Source organism: Candidatus Accumulibacter contiguus (assembly GCF_036625285.1).
Classification (GTDB): domain Bacteria; phylum Pseudomonadota; class Gammaproteobacteria; order Burkholderiales; family Rhodocyclaceae; genus Accumulibacter; species Accumulibacter contiguus.
This window is the reverse complement of the sequence record NZ_JAZKUC010000002.1, coordinates 500,206-516,371: the sequence shown is the minus strand read 5'-3', so window position 1 is coordinate 516,371 and position 16,166 is coordinate 500,206. Positions and strand designations below refer to the sequence as shown.

Below are 16,166 nucleotides of genomic sequence, written 5' to 3'. Positions count from 1 at the left end.
AGCCATCAGAAACGTTCGAGATCGATATCGATCGCCAGCGAGCGGATTTCCTTGACCAGGACGTTGAACGATTCCGGCATGCCGGCGTCGATCTTGTGGTCACCCTTGACAATGTTCTCATATACCTTGGTCCGGCCATTGACGTCGTCGGACTTGACGGTGAGCATTTCCTGCAGCACGTAGGAAGCGCCGTAGGCCTCAAGCGCCCAGACTTCCATCTCTCCGAAGCGCTGACCACCGAACTGCGCCTTGCCACCCAGCGGTTGCTGGGTTACCAGCGAGTACGGGCCGGTCGAGCGCGCATGCATCTTGTCATCGACCAGATGATGCAACTTCAGGACATGCATGTAACCGACGGTAACCTGACGCTCGAACTGCTCGCCGGTACGCCCATCGTACAGCGTCATCTGGGCCGATTGCGGCATGCCCGCCAGTGCCAGAACAGACTTGATTTCGGATTCCTTGGCGCCGTCGAAAACCGGCGTCGCAAAAGGCACTCCGGCCTCCAGGTTGCCCGCCATTTCAAGGATCTCGGCGTCAGTCAGCTGATCGAGTTCCTCCGGCTTGCCGGTGCTGTTGTAGATTTGGTCGAGGAAGCCGCGCACCTCCCTGGCGCTTGCCTGCCGGCGCAGCATGGCGCCGATCTTGAAGCCCAGACCCTTGGCCGCAAGCCCGAGGTGAACCTCGAGAATCTGGCCCACGTTCATCCGCGAAGGCACACCGAGCGGGTTGAGCACGATGTCGACGGGACGACCATCAGCCATGTAAGGCATGTCCTCAACCGGTACGATGCGCGAGACCACCCCCTTGTTGCCATGCCGTCCGGCCATCTTGTCGCCCGCCTGCAGGCGGCGCTTGACGGCGACGTATACCTTGACCATCTTCTGCACGCCCGGCGGCAATTCGTCACCCTGGGTGAGCTTCTTGCGCTTTTCTTCAAAGGCGATGTCGAAGCCCTTGCGGGTCTGTTCGAGGCCCTCGCGCAGCGACTCGAGTTGCTGCGCGACGTCCTCATCGGCCATCCTGATATCGAACCAGTGATGTGGGTCGATGCCGTCAAGGTATTCCTGGGCGATGAGGGTGCCCTTGGCCAGCCTTTTCGGCCCGCCATTCGCCGGCTTGCCGACGATCATTCGCGCGGCACGCGCGAAGGCATCGCGTTCGACGATACGCAGTTGATCAGCAAGATCGAGTTTGTAGCTGCGCAAGTGATCGTCGATGATCGACTGTGCTCGTTTGTCGCGCTCAATACCCTCGCGGGTAAACACCTGCACGTCGATGACCGTCCCGGAGATACCCGATTGAACGCGCAAGGAGGTGTCTTTCACGTCAGACGCCTTCTCACCAAAAATCGCGCGCAGCAGTTTCTCTTCCGGGGTCAGCTGCGTTTCGCCCTTCGGCGTCACCTTGCCAACCAGCACATCGCCCGCCTCGACCTCGGCACCAATGTAGACAATCCCCGATTCGTCCAGGCGTGAGAGTTGTGACTCGCCAAGGGAGGCAATGTCGCGAGTGATTTCCTCGGGGCCGAGTTTGGTATCCCGCGCGACGACGGTCAGTTCCTCGATGTGAATCGAGGTAAAGCGATCCTCTGCGACCACGCGCTCCGAGATCAGAATGGAGTCCTCGAAGTTGTAACCGTTCCACGGCATGAAGGCGACCAGCATATTCTGGCCAAGTGCCAGTTCACCCTTGTCGGTAGATGCACCGTCGGCCACCACGTCGCCCTTGGCAATGTAGTCACCAACGCGAACCAGCGGCCGCTGATTGATATTGGTATTCTGGTTGGAGCGTGTGTACTTCACCAGGTTGTAAATGTCGACACCGACTTCACCTGGCCCGGTTTCCGCATCATTGACCCGCACCACGACGCGCGAGGCATCGACATAATCGACCAGCCCGCCGCGCAGCGCCTGTACCGCAGTGCCCGAATCCACCGCCACGGTTCGCTCGATACCCGTTCCCACCAGTGGTTTTTCCGGACGCAGGCAAGGAACCGCCTGACGCTGCATGTTGGCCCCCATCAGCGCGCGGTTGGCATCATCGTGTTCGAGGAAGGGAATCAGCGATGCCGCTACCGACACGATCTGGCTCGGCGCCACGTCCATGTACTGAACGCGCGCCGGCTCGGCGAGAATGGTTTCACCCTTTTCACGACAAGTTACCAACTGATCGGTCAACACGCCTCCATCGCCAAGCTCGGAGTTGGCCTGGGCGATGATGTAGGCGCCCTCTTCGATGGCTGAAAGGTACTCGATCTGATCGGTGACCCGGCCATCGACCACCTTGCGGTAAGGGGTTTCCAGGAAGCCATACTCGTTGGTGCGGGCAAACAGCGCCAGCGAGTTGATCAGCCCGATATTCGGACCTTCCGGAGTTTCGATCGGGCAGACCCGGCCGTAGTGAGTCGGATGGACGTCCCGCACTTCAAAACCGGCTCGCTCGCGCGTCAAACCGCCCGGGCCTAGAGCCGAGACACGACGCTTGTGAGTGATCTCGGACAAGGGGTTGGTCTGGTCCATGAACTGCGACAACTGGCTGGAACCGAAGAACTCCCGGACTGCGGCGCTGATCGGCTTGGCGTTGATCAGATCGTGCGGCATCAAATTGTCCGACTCAGCCTGTGACAAGCGTTCCTTCACGGCACGCTCGACACGCACCAGCCCGGCGCGAAACTGATTCTCGGCGAGTTCGCCAACCGAACGGACGCGGCGATTACCCAGATGATCGATGTCATCGATCTCGCCGCGACCATTGCGCAGTTCGACAAGCAGTTTGATGACTTCAACGATGTCACGCGGTGACAGCGTCAGCTGTTCGCGCACCTCACCAGAAGCACCCAGCGCCTTCAACTGCTCAAACAAGGCCACTGCCGCCTCATGGGTCAGGTTTTCGGCCACTGCACGCGGGCCGTGGCTCAACTCGGCAAGCACCTGTTCGGCAGTAGCAACGGAATCACCCGCCAGGTCGTTGATCAGTTTGACGATGGCGTCACGCTTGGACGGCACATGCTTGATCATGACCTTGTATTCGATTACGGCTTTCCGAGCCACCCGGCGGTTGAACTTCATCCGGCCAACTCCGGATAGATCGTAGCGGTCATCGGAGTAGAACAAGCCGTTAAAGAGAATTTCCACCGCTTCTTCGGTTGGCGGTTCACCGGGACGCATCATCCGGTAAATGGCGATGCGGGCCGCCTGCCGCGAGACGGTTTCGTCGGCGCGCAAGGTCTGTGAAATGAAGCCGCCGCGATCGAGGTCGTTGATATACAGGGTATGTATCGACTCGATTCCGGACTCGGAGAGTTTCGCCAACAGGCTCTCGGTGATTTCGTCATTGGCGTTGGCCAGGATCTCGCCACTGCTCTGGTCAATGATGTCCTCGGCAATCACCCGGCCAATCAGAAAATCATCCGGAACAGCAACCTGCTTGATCCCGGCCTGATCGAGTTCACGGATGTGCTTGGCGGTAATCCGCTTGTCCTTGCCGATGATCAGCTTCCCGGACGAGTCGTTAAAGTCGAAACGCGCGACTTCCCCGCGCAAACGCTCTGGAACGAGCGCAAACTCGACTATCCGCTTGCCCAGATAGAAGGTGTCAAACTCGAAAAACTCACGCAGAATGCGCTGCGATGTCAGGCCGATCGCCTTCAACAACGTAGTGACCGGCATCTTGCGGCGACGGTCGACACGGAAAAACAGCAGATCCTTGGGATCGAACTCGAAATCCAGCCATGATCCACGATAGGGAATGACGCGTGCGGAAAAGAGCAACTTGCCGGAACTGTGCGTCTTGCCACGATCGTGTTCAAAGAACACTCCCGGCGAGCGGTGAAGCTGCGAGACAATGACCCGCTCGGTACCGTTGATGACAAAGGATCCGGTTGTCGTCATGAGCGGAATCTCGCCCATATAGACTTCCTGCTCCTTGACTTCCTTGATGGTGTCCGGCGCTTCGCGATCGAGAATGACCAGGCGCACCTTCGCTCGCAAAGCCGACGCGAAGGTCAGGCCACGCTGCTGGCATTCCGTGACGTCGAAAGCCGGGTCGGAAAGCGTGAAGCTGACAAACTCCAGCCGCGCATTGCCACTGTGACTGACGATCGGAAATATCGAGGAAAAGGCAGCCTGCAATCCCTGGTTCCTGCGCTGGGCCGGTGGCACTCCTGCCTGCAGGAAAGCAGAGAACGACTCCAACTGGGTGGCCAGCAAGAACGGCACGTCAAGCACGGTGCTGCGCTTGGCGAAGCTCTTGCGGATACGCTTTTTCTCGGTGTAGGAGTAGGTCATGGTCGCTCCGAACTCAGAAGGCAAATCCTCTAGCGTACCGGCGAGGGTCGCAACTCCCGCCGATCCGCAACGGACAAACGCAAAAGGACTAGATCGGCACAGAGAGGACGCGGACCCGCCCGACCTGTCTTCGCTACTCGCACTTGCGTTTGCGCGCTGCACAGCATTGCTTCGACCATCAGGGACATGCGCTACCTACCTATGGGGGCTACGCAAAGCTGTTTCCGGAAAAGCAGAAAAGGGCTGACAACCGCGAGGCTGCCAGCCCAGCTTGCTCTACCGATATTACTTGATCTCGACCTTTGCTCCGGCGTCCTCGAGAAGTTTCTTGAGGGCTTCGGCATCGGCTTTCGAAATGGATTCCTTGACGGCCTTCGGTGCACTGTCAACCAGATCCTTTGCCTCCTTCAGACCAAGGCCCGTAGCTGCGCGAACGACCTTGATCACTTCAACCTTCTTCTCACCGAAACTCGAAAGCATGACGGTGAACTCGGTCTGTTCTTCAACCACCGGCGCAGCCGCGCCAGGCGCGGCGACGGCCATCGACGCCGCAGAAACGCCAAATTTCTCTTCGAACGCCTTGACCAGGCTGTTCAGTTCCATGACAGTCATCGAGCCGACGGCTTCGAGGATGTCTTCGTGGGTAATAGACATAATTAACTCCTAAATCTGAATGGACAAAAACGCTGCGATCAGGAAACCGCTTCTTCGCGCTGCTTGGCCAAGGCGGAAAGCGCACAGGCAAAACCGGTGACCGGTGCCTGCATGATGCCAAGCAACTGGGCAAGCAATTCATTGCGACTCGGAATCGATGCAAGTGCCTGCACGCCAGCCTTGTCCAGAAGCTCGCCAGCAAAGCTACCGCCTCGCACAATCAGCTTGTCATTGGTTTTTGCAAAGTCGTTGAGCACCTTCGCCGCGGCGACCGGATCTTCCGAAACGCTGTAAATCAGCGGCCCGGTCATCTGTTCGGCGAGACTGGCGAATACCGTGCCCTGCACCGCCCGCCGTACCAGCGTGTTTTTCAGCACCCGCAGATAGACACCCGAGGCGCGTGCCTGGGCACGCAGTCGCGTCAGGTGAGCCACCGGCAGTCCACTGTACTCGGCCAGCACGACCGTCTGGGCACTGGCCATCCTGGCCGAGACCTCGGCAACGACGACCTTCTTTTCATCAAGATTGAGACCCACAGGCCCTTCTCCTCCCATCAAGTCAACAAACGGCGCATTCCCTTGAATGCACCGCACCCACGGCGACCTTGATCAGGGGTTGCAGTGAAGGACACCAGGCCCATCGCTGCGCAGTCCTTTTCGGGGCACACCGTCTACGCAGGCCGCTTGCACACTTAAGCTTTCGGCAAATGCCTTCGGCACCTGCGGTCTTTGACGATCCATCGGCACTGCGATAACGCACTGCCGACAACCCAACAAAGCTCTTGAGCGGACCCGCACGCAACAGGCGATCCGCTGAATTCCTAAAGCGTGGACGCATCCACGCGTACACCCGGCCCCATCGTGCTCGACAGCGCGACCCTCCGGACATACTGACCTTTCGAGGTCGCCGGCTTAGCCTTGATCAGCGCGTCAAGCAGCGCCTTGAGGTTGATTGCCAGTTTATCGGCGTCAAAAGACGCGCGACCGATCGTGCTGTGAATGATGCCTCCCTTGTCGGTACGGTATTGAACCTGTCCGGCCTTGGCATTCTGCACGGCAGTCACCACATCCATGGTGACCGTACCGACCTTCGGATTCGGCATCAGGCCACGCGGCCCAAGGATCTGACCCAGTTGACCGACCACACGCATGGCATCCGGGGTGGCAATGACTCGATCGAAATTGATCACGCCGGCCTTGATCTCGGCGGCCAGGTCTTCGAAACCGACGATATCGGCGCCAGCCGCTTTGGCAGCGGCGGCCTTTTCGCCCTGGGCGAATACGGCAACGCGAATCGATTTGCCGGTTCCCGCCGGCAAGACGACCGAACCCCGTACGATCTGATCGGACTTGCGAGGATCAACACCGAGACAGACGGCGACATCGATCGATTCATCGAACTTGGCTGTCGCAAATTCCTTGCTCAGCTTCAGCGCGTCGCCGACGGGATAGGACTTGTTCGGGTCAATCTTGCCCTTGAGGGCTTTTTGACGCTTGCTCAATGTTGTCATTTCAGATGCCCTCCACGGTAACGCCCATCGTACGGGCACTGCCAGCAATCGTGCGCACCGCGGCATCCATGTCGGCAGCCGTCAGGTCGGGCATCTTCTGCGCCGCAATGGCTTCGCACTGGGCGCGCGTCAGCGTACCCACCTTGGCGGTATGAGGCTTGGCGCTACCCTTTTGAATACCAATCGCTTTCTTGATCAGAACCGTCGCCGGCGGGGTCTTCATGATGAAGGTAAAGCTCTTGTCCGCGAAAGCGGTGATTACCACAGGGATTGGCAAGCCTGGCTCCAGGCCCTGCGTCTGGGCGTTGAAGCTCTTGCAGAATTCCATGATGTTCAAACCGCGCTGACCCAGCGCCGGGCCGATCGGGGGAGACGGATTGGCCTTCCCCGCCGGCACCTGCAGCTTGATATAGCCGATGATTTTCTTTGCCACGGTGGGACTCCTTTATGCGGGTTCAAGCGCGCTAGTGACAGCGCTCCCCAAACGACAAACGCGGCCCGATAGCCGCACTACTGCGGCGCGTCAAATGAAGCGCACGCGCCGCCACTCACTTGCCGGGTCATGCCTTTTCGACCTGCCCAAACTCCAGCTCTACCGGCGTGGGACGACCAAAGATCGTCACCGAAACACGCAAACGGTTTTTCTCGTAATTCACCTGCTCAACGGCGCCGTGGAAATCGGTAAAGGGACCATCCTTGACGCGAACAATCTCTCCGGGCTCGAAGAGAACTTTCGGGCGCGGCTTGTCGACACCGTCCTGCATCTGCTGCATGATCTTTTCGACTTCCTTTTCGGAAATCGGTGTCGGCTTGTTGGCCGTTCCACCGACAAAACCGGTCACTTTTGGCGTGCTCTTTACCAAGTGCCAGGAGTCATCGTTCATTTCCATTTCCACCAGCACATAGCCGGGGAAGAACTTCCGTTCGGAAATGCTTTTCTGGCCCATCTTGAGTTCCACCACTTCTTCCACAGGCACGAGAATGCGGCCAAACGCATGCTGCATGGCCTGTCTCTGGATACGTTCGAGCAATGCGCGCTGCACGCTCTTCTCGAACCCGGAATAGGCGTGTACCACGTACCAGCGCATGCTCATACCTTCCTCCACCCAAGAACCACATCGTACAGAAGCCATTCCAGACTCTTGTCGGTCAGCCAGAGAAAGAGAGCCATCACCACCACGAACGCGAATACCAGACCTGTGGTCTGCATGGTTTCCTTGCGCGAAGGCCAGACGACCTTTTTTGCTTCGTTCGTCGCCTCTTTGGAAAAGTCGAAGAAACGACGACCTTGCTCAGTTTTCCAGGCGGCCGCGGCAGCAAGACCAGCCCCAGCCAAGACGGCGAGCACACGCAGGATCATGGCCTGGTCGGCGAGAAGGTAAAAGCCAGCGACGCCGGCCACAAGCAGCAATACCGCTAACGCAAACTTGAATTTATCGGCCATTTAGTCCGCTTCGGTTACATGGATGGCAGGGGCAGAGGGAATCGAACCCCCAACCTTCGGTTTTGGAGACCGACGCTCTGCCAGTTGAGCTATGCCCCTGCAGCAGAACTGCGGCAGTTCCAAAAGAGCCGCCGCTGCACCTTGACTGGACTTTATTCGATGATTTTCGCCACCACGCCGGCGCCGACGGTACGTCCTCCTTCGCGGATCGCAAAGCGCAGGCCTTCTTCCATGGCGATCGGGGCAATCAGCTTGACCGTCATCTGGACATTGTCCCCTGGCATGACCATTTCGACGCCTTCCGGCATGGCGATGGCGCCGGTCACGTCCGTCGTCCGGAAGTAGAATTGCGGACGATAGTTGTTGAAGAACGGCGTATGACGCCCCCCCTCTTCCTTCGACAGACAGTACACCTCTCCGGTGAAATGCGTGTGCGGCTTGATCGAACCCGGCTTCGCCAGCACCTGCCCGCGCTCGACGTCGTCACGCTTGGTGCCGCGCAGCAGCACGCCCACGTTGTCGCCGGCCTGACCCTGGTCGAGCAGTTTGCGGAACATCTCCACACCCGTGCAGATCGTCTTCACCGTCGGCTTGATGCCGACAATCTCGACTTCTTCACCCACCTTGACGACGCCCCGCTCGACACGTCCCGTCACCACCGTACCCCGACCGGAAATCGAGAACACGTCCTCGATCGGCAACAGGAAAGGTTTGTCGATCGCCCGCTGCGGCGTCGGAATGTAGGCATCCAGCGCATCCGCCAGCGCCATCACCGACTGCTCCCCCAGCGGACCCGTATCGCCTTCCAGCGCCTTCAGCGCCGAACCCTGGATGATCGGCGTGTCGTCTCCCGGAAAATCGTACTTGGACAGCAGTTCGCGCACTTCCATGTCGACCAGCTCCAGCAACTCGGCGTCGTCCACCATGTCGCACTTGTTCAGATACACGACAACGTACGGCACACCCACCTGACGCGCCAGCAAAATGTGCTCGCGCGTTTGCGGCATCGGGCCATCCGCCGCCGAAACCACCAGAATCGCGCCGTCCATCTGCGCCGCACCAGTAATCATGTTCTTGATGTAGTCGGCGTGACCCGGGCAATCCACGTGCGCATAGTGACGCTTGGACGTCTCGTACTCGACGTGCGCCGTATTGATCGTGATGCCGCGCGCCTTTTCCTCGGGCGCGGCGTCGATCTGGTCGTAGGCCTTGGCAACACCGCCAAATTTCTTCGCCAGAATCGTCGTGATCGCCGCCGTCAACGTGGTCTTCCCGTGATCGACGTGCCCAATCGTGCCGACGTTGACGTGCGGCTTCGTACGCTCAAATTTTCCCTTGGCCATTTACCGGTCCCCAAGACGTTAGAAGTTAATAATCTACAGCACCAAGCAGTGGTGCCCATGGACAGAATTGAACTGTCGACCTCTCCCTTACCAAGGGAGTGCTCTACCGCTGAGCTACATGGGCATCGCTCGAGAAGCTTGAAACATAATTTTGCGGCCAACCTGGAGCGGGTGAAGGGAATCGAACCCTCGTCATAAGCTTGGAAGGCTTCAGCTCTACCATTGAGCTACACCCGCAAAAGCATTGCCCGAAGAACGATTTGACAGCATCACCAACAGCGGCGTTTCTGTGGAGGGAGAAGGATTCGAACCTTCGAAGGCAGAGCCGTCAGATTTACAGTCTGATCCCGTTGGCCACTTGGGTATCCCTCCAGCTAACAACCCATAATTCTGACGCCACATTAAAGAACTGTCAAACCATTTTTTTGGCCAACAAGAAATTATAACCCAGCCAGGGTTTCCTCGCCTAGTTCTTTAGTTCTTTCCTCACGGATCGTGCGTCTATCATTTTGCCGTGCAAGTAAACTTGCGGCAGAATGTTAAGCTTGGTGTTGTCGCCTCGAATACAAGGAACCTGATGTCTGAACCGGAAGACTACGATCCGACTTGGTCCGTACGCACACAAGCGGCGCCATCGCCTCCGGCAGTTGAGGCGGCAGCGGGCGGTGACATTGTCGGCAACGCCCTGCGACTGGGTACCAAGATCGGCGAATTCGAGATCACCGACCTGATCGGGATAGGTGGCTTCGGGATCGTCTACCTCGCTCACGATCACTCGCTTGGACGTAACGTCGCGCTCAAGGAATATATGCCCTGGTCCCTGGCAGCGAGAGTCGACGGCCTGACCGTCGTAGTCAAGTCGGCTCGCCTGGCGGAAACCTTTGCGATCGGCTTGCGAAGCTTTGTCAATGAAGCGCGGATGCTGGCACAGTTCGATCATCGCTCGCTGGTCAAGGTGTATCGCTTCTGGGAAGCCAACGGAACGGCCTACATGATCATGCCGTTCTACGAGGGCGTTACCCTCAAGCACGCCCTGCAGAAGATGCCGGGGCCGCCGGACGAGGACTGGCTGAGGGCCGTGATCGACCCCTTGCTCGAAGCTCTGGAAGTTCTTCACAAGGAGAACTGTTTCCACCGCGACATTGCCCCGGACAACATTCTCTTGCTGGCCGACGGCCGCCCGGTACTGCTGGATTTCGGTGCGGCCCGGCGGGTGATCAGCGACAGGACGCAAGCGCTTACGGTGATCCTCAAGCCGGGTTATGCGCCCCTGGAGCAGTATGCCGAGGAGTCGCATGATAAACAGGGTGCGTGGACCGACATCTATGCCTTGTCGGCCGTGGTTTACAACGCGATTACCGGACGGCCGCCGACGCCGTCGGTCGGCCGAACGATCAAGGATACGATGGTGCCGCTGACGCAGGCTGCCGCTGGTCGTTACAACGAAGGCTTCCTGCACGCCATCGATCGCGGTCTGGCGGTCAGACCCGAGGATCGCCCGCAAACGATTGCCGAGTTCCGTAGCCTGCTGGCAAAAAAAGAGAGGCCAAACGGCAAGCCACCTGGCCTGCCCCCGGAGACCGTGACGCCGATGAGCAGTGGGCCGGTAACGGAGAAACGCAGCAAGGTGGCACTCTATACTGGCTTGGCAGGTGCGATGATTTTGATTGCCGGTGGCGCGTTCTACGCCATCAGGTCGACTCCGGACAGCACACCGCCGCAGGCGCCCCCCGCTGCGCTGGCTCCGTCAGCTACCACCGAAGCGCGTTCTGCAGGTACCTCGGTGACGCAGCAGGCGACGGCTGCCAAGCCTGCCACGGCTCCTGCCGAGTCATCGGCAACTCCGACAGCGCATATTCAGACGGCGGACAAGAAGGGACTGACCGAGCAGCAATTGGTGGAACTTCTGCTTGGCAAGAATGGCACGACCAGCCCTTCAGATGGCACCGTCAAGCCGTTTGACCCGGTCGACATGCTGCAGGAGATTTATCAACAGCGCGACCAGGAGCACGTCGTGGCAGTGGTGCCGGAGAAGGCAAAGGTGAGGATCGACCAGGACAAGCTTCGCTTCCGCGTGAGTTCGCTCAAGCCGGGCTATCTGTACATCCTGATGGTGGGTACTGACCACAAGCAGTTCAACCTGCTTTTTCCCAATGCCATCGACGCCGACAACGGGATTGCCGGCGACGGAGAACTGAATCTGCCTCGGCCCGGTTGGGCGATGACTGCGGCTGGGCCGCCAGGGGTCAATCGTTTCGTCGCCATCGTTTCGGAAAACCGTCGGGACTTCACTGCCGCCGGTCTTAAAAAGGTCGATCCCTTTGCCGAGTTCCCGATCAAAGTGGCCGAGCGAATCGCGCGCGAGCCACGTTCCGGTGCCGGCAATCCTTTTGCCGGCAAGGTGGTTTGCCCGGCCGGTCGCCGCTGCTCTGCCAGCTATGGCGCGGCGCTCTTCGCGATCGAAGAGGTGAACTGAGTGGCGCCACCTACCGCGGGGGGGCGCCCGAAAAGCTTTGCCTGCCTTTATTTGTCGAGCCGCTTGATCGTCACACGGCGGTTTTCCGGAGCGTCAGGACGGGCTGGATTGAGCAGTTCGGTCGGTCCCTTGCCAACGGGTTTGAGGCGGCTCCGTTCGACCTGGTGGCTATCGGACAAATAGCCAACGACGCTTTCGGCGCGTGCCTGCGATAACTTCAGGTTGAGTTCGTCGCCGCCGCGCGGATCAGAATGGCCCTCGATGGTGAAACTGAAGGGGACAAGCTTTTCCGAATTCAATGCGCGACCCACGACATCCAGAGACTGCTTGCCTTTCGGCGTGAGAGTTGCCGAGTTGGTCTCGAAAATGATCAGCAATGATGCCGCCGCCGGCTTGCTGGCTGTCGGCGAACTCTCCTCGCGCATGACGTTGATCGAGCGTGATTTCGGCCTCGCTGGCCTCGCTGCCGTCTCCGGAGCGAGCATATCGATCAGCGCTCGCTCGTTGATTTCCTCGGGCCTGAGCACATATTCACCCTGCGCGTACGAGACCATCGGTGCCAGCGCACAGAACAAAAATCCCATAAGTCTGACGTATTTCATGTGATCACTCCCAGAACACAATTCCACATTGATCGAAATCAACCTCGTGCACCATGCTGTCGGCAGCATCGTCACAGTGTAGTGTACTGTTAACCCGCCCGCAGCATCCATCTACAAAATTATCCCGACGCCAGCCGCATCGAACCTCCTCGCTTCTTCGTTCATGATCGCTGCCAATCATGGGTGCGCAAAGCCGCGATGATCCCTGCATCGGCTGCTCCGGTCAGGATCACCCGCTGCATGGCAAGCGCCTGCGCCAGTTCGGCGATACGCTGGTGTGGCACGAACATCGGCGTACTGCGCAGCAAGGAGCGCGCCGGCGCGTCGAGCAGATCGACCAGATTACGCAAGCCTTCGCTCGATGAAATCGTCAGCGCGTCGAGTTGGCCTCTGCGCCATAGTGCCTGCAGCGGGGCCGCGTCAGCCGGTGCCGAGCGCTGGTAGCAACTCACCTCATCGACTTCGGCGCCCCGTTCACGCAGCGTATCGGCCAACAGCCCACGGCCACCATTGCCGCGAAAGATCAGCACACGCTTGCCAGCGACGCATACTCGCTGCATTTCCGGAAGTTCGAGCAGCGCCTCCGAATCGAAGCGCTCGACCGGTGCCAGCGCATTACCAATCCCATAACGGGCGAGCAGCGCGACGCTGCTCTGGCCAATCGCCACCGCTCGCAGACCCGACGGCCACCCCTGGCTGGCAAGAATCGCCGGCAGACTGAAATCGACGGCATTCGGGCTGATGAAGATTGCCAGCGAATAGTTTCCGAGGCGCACGATCGCCGCCTGCAAGGGAGCAGGGTCGGCAAGCGGAGTAATCTCGAGCAGTGGAAAGATCACCGGCTCGCCACCCTGCTCGGCAATCCAGTCAGCCAGACGCGTCGCCTGTGCGCGCGGGCGCGTCACGACGATCGTCCGGCCTCGCAAGGACTTCGTCATTGGCCGACTGCGAGCTTCTCGAGGATGGCATCCGCCCCCTGCTCACGCAGCCTCTGCGCGAGCCTGCGACCGATCGACTCGTCATCTTCCGGCGCGCCGTGCAGGTCCCCGGCGACCATCTGCCTGCCGTCCGGCGTCGCGATGAAGCCACGCAGCCAGAGGCGACCGTTCTCGAGCACTGCGTAGGCAGCGAGCGGCAGCTGGCAGCTACCGCCCAGGGCACGCGAAAAAGCCCGTTCGGCGCGCACGCAGTGCGCGCTCTCATGGTCATTGAGCGGTCCCAGCAGCGCCATGATGTCGGCACGCACCGACGCGACCTCGACTCCGAGGACTCCTTGCCCTGGTGCCGGCAGCGACTGCTCGGGCGTCAGGAGGGACCTGATCCGCGCCGCCAGGCCCAGCCGAATCAGACCCGCGGCAGCAAGGATGATCGCATCATACTCACCGGCATCGAGCTTTCTGAGCCGCGTATCGAGGTTGCCGCGCAGGCCACGGATCACGAGTTGCGGATATCCGGCACGCAGGATTGCTTCGCGACGCAGGCTGGAGGTGCCGACCAGGGCTCTGGCCGGCAACTCGTCGAGTCCGGCAAAGCGGTTCGAAACAAAGGCATCACAAGGATTTTCACGCGCCGAGATGGCCGCAAGGACGAAGCCATCCGGCATTTCCATCGGCAGATCCTTCATCGAATGCACGGCGAGGTCGGCGCGGCCCTCCTGCATCGCGACCTCGAGTTCCTTGATGAACAGCCCTTTACCGCCGATCGCCGACAAGGGGCGGTCGAGAATCTGGTCGCCGCGAGTGGTCATGCCGAGGATCTCGACGCAACTCTGTGGGTATAATTCCATCAGGCGACTGCGAACGTGCTCCGCTTGCCATAGGGCAAGGCGCGACTCACGCGAGGCAATGACAATATGCGAATGAACTGGCTTTGCTGAGTTCAAGGCAGGATTCCGGTTATGTAAAGCCGTACCGCCGACACGCGCAGGCAGCTTCGTCGCCAACCATGCCGACATCAAGAGCAGGATTCTAGCATGCCTGCGAACCCCGTTTGGCGAGGCCAATCGCTGGATGTGTGGACGATCAGGGAGCGAAATGATGGGCGAAGGACTTGACCAGCGGCCACTGCCGGCGACTGACGGGAAGCCGTTCAGGAATGTCGCGCAGCATTGCCTGCCACTGCGTCTCGGCATCGTCGGAGCCACTCTTCTCGAAACCGACAAGCGCCTCCCTGGCGACCAGAACGCTGCGGTGCAGGCGGAGAAACTGCTCGCCAAACTCCTGTTCGAGATGAGACAGCGACTCGTCAAGTAGGTATTCCCGATCACGGGTACGCGCTGTGACGTACTTCAGGTCAGCTTTGAAGTAAATGATCCCGGCCACTGGAATCAGCAGCAAACGACCACGTTCGTGGCAGGTGAGGTGGCTGCGGGCCGCCGGTTGCAGCGGAGCAGGTGACCTTGATGTAGGCGGCCGTAGTGGTCGAACCTTCTGTAAGGCGGCGAGCAAACGCTGCGCCCGCACCGGTTTCAATAGATAGTCCACGACGTTGAGTTCGAAGGCTTGCACCGCGTATGCATCAAAGGCAGTGACAAAGATTACCGCCGGCGGCTGTGCAAGTTCCGACAGACGACGCGCGAGCGCAATTCCGTCCATCCTGGGCATCTGAATGTCGACCAGAGCGACGTCCACCGGTCGGCTGGCGACCGCTGCCAGGGCGAGCAAGCCGTTCTCTGCTTCGGCAACGAGTTCGTTGGGCAGCACCGGTGCAAGATCAGCCAGCAGATCCCGCAAGCGCACGCGCGCGGGCGCTTCATCATCGACAATCATCACGGAAAGGACGCCGGGCGAAACTACGGGAATCATGGCGAGTGATCGCGACAAGGGAGAACGATATGTACCCGATACTCGCGCTGACCGTCTACGAGGAGCACTTTATCGATCTCGATACGGGCTTCCAGATCGTAGTACAGTGCCAGCCGTTCGCGAATGTTATCCAGTGCCATGTGGTTGCCACGCTGATGCTCGGCATCGCCGCCGCAGGGATTGACGAGGTCGATGTGCAATTCGTAGCCACGCCGCAGCATGCGAATACGAATCGTACCGCTCTCCCCGGAAGGTTCGATACCGTGATAGACGGCATTCTCCAGCAACGGTTGCACCATCAGCGGCGGCACCTTGAGATTGGCCGGCAGATCAGTCACCTCCCATTCGACGTTCAGACGTTCGCCAAGACGCAGCTTTTCGAGGTCAAGATACTGCCGACACAAAGCCATCTCTTCGGCCAGTGGGATCAGTTCCCGATGGTCACGCATGAACGCCCGAAAGAGTTCGGCCAACTCTTCAAGCGCTGTCTCGGCGCGCCTCGGATCAAGACGAATCAGCGAGATGATGGCATTCAGACTGTTGAACAGGAAATGCGGCCGGATGCGAGCGGTCAGCGATTGCAGGCGCGCTTCGACAAGCGCTGGCGACAATGCGCTGGCGCGCAAGGCCAAGTAGAACAGCATCAACGCCGCCGCCGCCCCGCCGAGCAGGCCGGCTCTCAGCAGGCGCGACCAGCCACCCTCGTCGAAGGTCAGAAAGCGCCAGAGATCGGACAGGAGGATCGCTGAACCGGCGGCCAGCAGCACCACCAGCGCCCGTCCGATCCAGATGGCAGGGTGCCGCAAGCGCTTCCCGAGCAGTGCCAGAAGGGTCAGGTTGAAGAGCAGCAAGGGTTGCACCCAGACGGCCAGTTCGCTGTAACGCTGCACACTGTCGCCAACCCCTTCGCTCTGCACCAAGGCCGCGAAAAGTGCCAGCAGGTTTACCCCGAGCAGGATGCGCAGTATGACTCCGGCATTACGGAAATCCGGCAACGGCTGACCGGCCAGGTTTTGCTTTATACTTGTCATCACTCGAAATGGC

14 protein-coding genes and 4 tRNA genes are annotated in these 16,166 nt (G+C 59.6%); 1 reads left to right on the top strand and 17 read right to left on the bottom strand.

Going from position 1 to position 16,166, the window contains the following annotated elements; translation table 11 throughout:
• Window positions 1–5: 5 nt before the first annotated feature.
• From rpoB to V5B59_RS20830, 12 genes are all read right to left on the bottom strand, one after another.
• Window positions 6–4,289 (bottom strand): DNA-directed RNA polymerase subunit beta, encoded by a 4,284-nt coding sequence (rpoB, locus tag V5B59_RS20885; protein ID WP_332352295.1) that lies wholly within the window; start codon window positions 4,287–4,289, stop codon window positions 6–8.
• 285 nt (window positions 4,290–4,574) lie between these two features.
• Window positions 4,575–4,943, bottom strand: a complete 369-nt coding sequence (gene rplL / locus V5B59_RS20880; RefSeq protein WP_034915455.1) for a 50S ribosomal protein L7/L12 — start codon at window positions 4,941–4,943, stop codon at window positions 4,575–4,577.
• A gap of 38 nt (window positions 4,944–4,981) precedes the next feature.
• Entirely contained in the window at window positions 4,982–5,479 is a 498-nt protein-coding gene (rplJ, locus tag V5B59_RS20875; protein WP_034915452.1) for a 50S ribosomal protein L10, read from the bottom strand.
• Window positions 5,480–5,763: 284 nt separating this feature from the next.
• Window positions 5,764–6,453 carry a 50S ribosomal protein L1 gene (gene rplA / locus V5B59_RS20870; RefSeq protein WP_169071884.1) on the bottom strand — a complete coding sequence of 230 codons (690 nt, stop codon included), beginning with the start codon at window positions 6,451–6,453 and terminating at the stop codon, window positions 5,764–5,766.
• 1 nt (window position 6,454) lies between these two features.
• The gene (rplK, locus tag V5B59_RS20865; RefSeq protein WP_034915447.1) at window positions 6,455–6,886 is read right to left on the bottom strand and encodes a 50S ribosomal protein L11; all 432 of its coding nucleotides are present in this window, start codon (window positions 6,884–6,886) and stop codon (window positions 6,455–6,457) included.
• Window positions 6,887–7,013: 127 nt separating this feature from the next.
• Window positions 7,014–7,547 (bottom strand): transcription termination/antitermination protein NusG, encoded by a 534-nt coding sequence (gene nusG / locus V5B59_RS20860; protein WP_034915444.1) that lies wholly within the window; start codon window positions 7,545–7,547, stop codon window positions 7,014–7,016.
• The gene (gene secE / locus V5B59_RS20855; protein ID WP_034915442.1) at window positions 7,544–7,897 is read right to left on the bottom strand and encodes a preprotein translocase subunit SecE; all 354 of its coding nucleotides are present in this window, start codon (window positions 7,895–7,897) and stop codon (window positions 7,544–7,546) included. The genes nusG and secE overlap by 4 nt, the downstream gene beginning before the upstream one ends.
• A gap of 23 nt (window positions 7,898–7,920) precedes the next feature.
• Window positions 7,921–7,996: transfer RNA gene (locus V5B59_RS20850), tRNA-Trp, on the bottom strand.
• Window positions 7,997–8,049: 53 nt separating this feature from the next.
• Window positions 8,050–9,240, bottom strand: coding sequence for an elongation factor Tu (gene tuf, locus V5B59_RS20845; RefSeq protein ID WP_332352294.1), 1,191 nt, complete (start codon window positions 9,238–9,240; stop codon window positions 8,050–8,052).
• 49 nt (window positions 9,241–9,289) lie between these two features.
• A tRNA-Thr gene (locus V5B59_RS20840) sits at window positions 9,290–9,364 on the bottom strand.
• A gap of 39 nt (window positions 9,365–9,403) precedes the next feature.
• Window positions 9,404–9,477 (bottom strand) — tRNA-Gly (locus tag V5B59_RS20835).
• A 53-nt stretch (window positions 9,478–9,530) separates the two neighbouring features.
• Window positions 9,531–9,612, bottom strand: a tRNA-Tyr gene (locus V5B59_RS20830).
• Between the two features lie 205 nt (window positions 9,613–9,817).
• Between V5B59_RS20830 and V5B59_RS20825 the strand changes: the two genes are divergently transcribed.
• Window positions 9,818–11,716: a serine/threonine-protein kinase gene (locus V5B59_RS20825; RefSeq protein ID WP_169069036.1), complete on the top strand. Its 1,899-nt coding sequence runs from the start codon at window positions 9,818–9,820 to the stop codon at window positions 11,714–11,716.
• A gap of 47 nt (window positions 11,717–11,763) precedes the next feature.
• Here the strand turns inward: V5B59_RS20825 and V5B59_RS20820 are convergent, their stop codons facing one another.
• The 5 genes from V5B59_RS20820 to V5B59_RS20800 form a co-directional block, all read right to left on the bottom strand.
• Window positions 11,764–12,429, bottom strand: coding sequence for an OmpA family protein (locus tag V5B59_RS20820; RefSeq protein ID WP_248594616.1), 666 nt, complete (start codon window positions 12,427–12,429; stop codon window positions 11,764–11,766).
• A gap of 50 nt (window positions 12,430–12,479) precedes the next feature.
• Entirely contained in the window at window positions 12,480–13,256 is a 777-nt protein-coding gene (locus V5B59_RS20815; RefSeq protein ID WP_169069037.1) for a uroporphyrinogen-III synthase, read from the bottom strand.
• Entirely contained in the window at window positions 13,253–14,272 is a 1,020-nt protein-coding gene (hemC, locus tag V5B59_RS20810) for a hydroxymethylbilane synthase (protein ID WP_169069038.1), read from the bottom strand. The genes V5B59_RS20815 and hemC overlap by 4 nt, the downstream gene beginning before the upstream one ends.
• Before the next feature lie 67 nt (window positions 14,273–14,339).
• Complete coding sequence (locus V5B59_RS20805) at window positions 14,340–15,122, bottom strand: LytR/AlgR family response regulator transcription factor (protein WP_169069039.1); 783 nt, start codon at window positions 15,120–15,122, stop codon at window positions 14,340–14,342.
• Entirely contained in the window at window positions 15,119–16,153 is a 1,035-nt protein-coding gene (locus V5B59_RS20800; RefSeq protein ID WP_169069083.1) for a sensor histidine kinase, read from the bottom strand. Before V5B59_RS20800 ends, V5B59_RS20805 begins: the two co-directional genes overlap by 4 nt.
• Window positions 16,154–16,166 lie beyond the last annotated feature (13 nt).

What these genes read in the sequence shown, in the direction of transcription:
- secE (WP_034915442.1), bottom strand. Translation starts at nt 7,897, where the DNA reads ATGGCCGATAAATTCAAGTTTGCGTTAGCGGTATTGCTGCTTGTGGCC.
- V5B59_RS20820 (WP_248594616.1), bottom strand. Translation starts at nt 12,429, where the DNA reads ATGGATGCTGCGGGCGGGTTAACAGTACACTACACTGTGACGATGCTG.
- rplA (WP_169071884.1), bottom strand. Translation starts at nt 6,453, where the DNA reads ATGACAACATTGAGCAAGCGTCAAAAAGCCCTCAAGGGCAAGATTGAC.
- nusG (WP_034915444.1), bottom strand. Translation starts at nt 7,547, where the DNA reads ATGAGCATGCGCTGGTACGTGGTACACGCCTATTCCGGGTTCGAGAAG.
- V5B59_RS20800 (WP_169069083.1), bottom strand. Translation starts at nt 16,153, where the DNA reads ATGACAAGTATAAAGCAAAACCTGGCCGGTCAGCCGTTGCCGGATTTC.
- tuf (WP_332352294.1), bottom strand. Translation starts at nt 9,240, where the DNA reads ATGGCCAAGGGAAAATTTGAGCGTACGAAGCCGCACGTCAACGTCGGC.
- rplL (WP_034915455.1), bottom strand. Translation starts at nt 4,943, where the DNA reads ATGTCTATTACCCACGAAGACATCCTCGAAGCCGTCGGCTCGATGACT.
- rpoB (WP_332352295.1), bottom strand. Translation starts at nt 4,289, where the DNA reads ATGACCTACTCCTACACCGAGAAAAAGCGTATCCGCAAGAGCTTCGCC.
- hemC (WP_169069038.1), bottom strand. Translation starts at nt 14,272, where the DNA reads ATGTCGGCATGGTTGGCGACGAAGCTGCCTGCGCGTGTCGGCGGTACG.
- V5B59_RS20805 (WP_169069039.1), bottom strand. Translation starts at nt 15,122, where the DNA reads ATGATTCCCGTAGTTTCGCCCGGCGTCCTTTCCGTGATGATTGTCGAT.
- V5B59_RS20825 (WP_169069036.1), top strand. Translation starts at nt 9,818, where the DNA reads ATGTCTGAACCGGAAGACTACGATCCGACTTGGTCCGTACGCACACAA.
- V5B59_RS20815 (WP_169069037.1), bottom strand. Translation starts at nt 13,256, where the DNA reads ATGACGAAGTCCTTGCGAGGCCGGACGATCGTCGTGACGCGCCCGCGC.